At 62.9% G+C, this 3,119-nt stretch carries 2 protein-coding genes; both read right to left on the minus strand.

Annotation, left to right across the window (positions count from 1 at the left end; translation table 11 throughout):
* Positions 1 to 51: 51 nt before the first annotated feature.
* Positions 52 to 384 carry a nitrite reductase small subunit NirD gene (nirD, locus tag ABI_RS07815; protein WP_006272362.1) on the minus strand — a complete coding sequence of 111 codons (333 nt, stop codon included), beginning with the start codon at positions 382 to 384 and terminating at the stop codon, positions 52 to 54.
* A complete protein-coding gene (gene nirB / locus ABI_RS07820) occupies positions 381 to 2,888 on the minus strand; it encodes a nitrite reductase large subunit NirB (RefSeq protein ID WP_050808222.1) in 2,508 nt (835 codons plus the stop codon). The genes nirD and nirB overlap by 4 nt, the downstream gene beginning before the upstream one ends.
* Positions 2,889 to 3,119: the final 231 nt, after the last annotated feature.

Consider the following 3,119-nt stretch of genomic DNA (forward strand, 5'->3'; position numbering starts at 1 on the left):
CTCATGGCTTCGCCATGATCCACCTCCCCCGTAAACAGGGGAGGCGAAGAACTATGGTAACCCCAGCAGGATGCGGCCATCCTCGACCTTCAGCGGGACGGTCGGGGTGCAGCCCTTGCCGGCGTCGGCGCCCAGAGCCTCGCCGCTCTCCAGCGAGATCGACCAGTTGTGCAGCGGACAGGCAATGGCGCGGCCGTGGACGATGCCTTCCGACAGCGGCCCGCCCTTGTGCGGGCAGCGGTCGAAAACGGCATAGTATTCGTCGGCAAGGGTGCGGAACACGGCGATCGGCCCCATGGCGGTTTCGACACGGCGAGCGCTTTGGCGGTCGACCTCGATCGCAGCGCCGACATCGGTCCAGTTAATCATCACATTGGCATTCATTCTGCCGGCTCCTGCGTCGTCGTCAGATGGTCCTGGGTGACGCCGTCGCGCAGATCGGCGAGCGGCGAGAACACCTTGGCGGGTTCGGATTTCGGGGCGTGTTCGGCCCACGGATCGACCTGGTAGACTTCCTGCGATTCCAGGAAGCGGGCGACCAGGGCGGCGCGCTGTTCAGGCGTAGCCAGGCCGTCCTTGACGAACTGCAGGCCGACCCGTTCCACCCACGGGGCGGTCCGTTCCAGGTACCAGGCGTCTTCGCGGTAGAGCTGGACATAGGCCATCGACCATTCCAGGGCTTCTTCCTCGGTTGCCACCTTGGTCAGCAGGTCGGTAACACGGACGTGGATGCCGGCATTGCCGGCGACGTGCAGTTCATATCCGCTATCGACGCAGACGACGCCGAAGTCCTTGATGGTCGCCTCGGCGCAGTTGCGAGGGCAGCCGGACACCGCCATCTTGAATTTGTGTGGCATGTAGCTGCCCCAGGTCGCCTGCTCCAGCTTGACGCCGAGACCGGTCGAATCCTGGGTGCCGAAGCGGCACCATTCCGAACCGACGCAGGTCTTCACCGTGCGCAGGGCCTTGGCATAGGCATGGCCCGAGACCATGCCGGCGGCATTGAGGTCGGCCCAGACCGCAGGCAGGTCCTGCTTCTTGATGCCGAACAGATCGAGGCGCTGGCCGCCGGTAACCTTGACCATCGGGACGTCGTACTTGTCGACGACATCGGCGATGGCGCGCAGTTCCTTGGCGGAGGTGATGCCACCCCACATGCGCGGAACGACCGAATAGGTGCCATCCTTCTGGATGTTGGCGTGGTTGCGTTCATTGACGAAGCGTGAGCGCGGATCGTCCTTGTATTGCTTGGGCCAGGCGCACAGCAGGTAGTAGTTGAGCGCCGGGCGGCAGGACGAACAGCCGTCTGGGGTCGTCCACTTTAGCGCCTGCATGACGTCGGGAATGTTGCTCAGCTTCTGCTCGACGATCGCCTGGCGGACATGGCTGTGGCCGTGTTCGGTGCATTTGCACATTGGCTTGGGGCCGGTCTGGGCCTTGAACTTATCGCCCAAAGTACACTTCAGCAGGCTCTCGACAATGCCGGTGCACGATCCGCAACTTGCCGAGGCCTTGGAGCAGGAACGGACCTTGTCGAGCGTGTCGTTGCCGGCGGTGATCGCCGCAACAACCTGACCCTTGGAGACGCCGTTGCAGCCGCACACTTCCGTGTCGTCGGGCCACGCCGCAACGGCGTCAGAAGGGTCCTGGCCAGCCAGGGCATGGGTTACCGCCTGGCCGAAGATCAGGGTGTCGCGGATATCCGCAACGCTCTCGCCCTTCTTCATCAGATCGAAATACCAGCCGCCGTCACCGGCTTCACCGAACAGAACGGTGCCAACCAGTTTGTCGTCTTTGATGACGATGCGCTTGTAGACGCCGCGGCCGGGATCGCGGAAGACGATGTCCTCGCAGCCTTCGCCACCAGCAAACTGACCGGCGGAGTAGAGGTCGACGCCGGACACCTTCAGGCGCGTAGCGAGGTTAGAGCCGTGGTATTCGGCATTGGGGTTCTTTCCCGTCAGGACGTCGGCCAGGGTGCGGCACATGTCCCAGATGGGGGCGACCAAGCCGTAACACTGGCCGCGGTGCTGCACGCATTCGCCGACGGCGAAGATGTCGGGATCGGAGGTGCGCATCTGGTCGTCGACCACAATGCCGCGTTCGACCGTGAGGCCGGACGACTTGGCGGGCTCCACGTGGGGGCGGATGCCGACGGCCTGGACCAGCAGAGTCGCCGGAATGATGCGGCCGTCCTTCAGCTTCAGGCCCTCGACATGGGTTTCGCCCAGGATGGCTTCGGACTGGGCGTTGAGGATCGAGCCGACGCCGCGTTCGGCCAGGGCCTTTTCCAGCAGGCGGCCGGCGGCTTCGTCGAGCTGGCGCTCCATCAGGACGTCGACGAGGTGGATGACGGTCGCCTTCATGCCGCGCTTGGCCAGGCCGTAGGCGGCTTCCAGGCCCAGCAGGCCACCGCCGATGACGACAGCCTCGCCGCCATTTTCTGCGGCCTTTTGCATCAGGTCGACATCGTGCAGGTCGCGGAAGGCGACGACGCCGGCCAGGTCGGCGCCGGGCAGGGGCAGGCGTATCGGGTCGGAACCCATGGCCAGGATCAGCTTGTCGTAGCCGATGACCAGGCCGTCGTGCAGGGTGATGGACTTGGCGACCGTGTCGATCGACTGGACCCAATAACCGAAGTGAGTTTTGATGGCGTTGGCGTCATACCATTCCTGGGAGTGGGTGACGATGTCGTCGAACACCTTTTCGCCGGCCAGGACCGGCGAGAGCTGGATCCGGTCATAGGTGGCGCAGTTCTCCGCGCCGATGATCGAAATTTCGAAGCGCTGTTCGTCGCGCTTGAGGATTTCTTCGACGATCCGGCCACCGGCCATACCGGCACCGATTACGACAAGTCTTTCTTTGTCTTGGGCTTTACACTGGGTCATTGGGAACCTTTGAGCCAAAAAAAAAAGAGCCCCGGACCGCACACCTCTGACGAGGTGCGGTCCGGGACTCCGTTGTCCTTGATGGTGCGCTGCGGAACCGTCGTTGGTTCAGAAGCGCGAATGTGGTTGATCTACAGTGATCAGGCTATTGAGGTTACGGCAAAACCCTAACTTGTCAACGGGTATTTGCGATATTGCAGTGCGAGGTAAATAGGAAAAATCTACGCTTAC

It is taken from the genome of Asticcacaulis biprosthecium C19 (genome assembly GCF_000204015.1).
GTDB classification, from domain to species: Bacteria; Pseudomonadota; Alphaproteobacteria; order Caulobacterales; family Caulobacteraceae; genus Asticcacaulis; species Asticcacaulis biprosthecius.

What these genes read in the sequence shown, in the direction of transcription:
- nirB (WP_050808222.1), bottom strand. Translation starts at nt 2,888, where the DNA reads ATGACCCAGTGTAAAGCCCAAGACAAAGAAAGACTTGTCGTAATCGGT.
- nirD (WP_006272362.1), bottom strand. Translation starts at nt 384, where the DNA reads ATGAATGCCAATGTGATGATTAACTGGACCGATGTCGGCGCTGCGATC.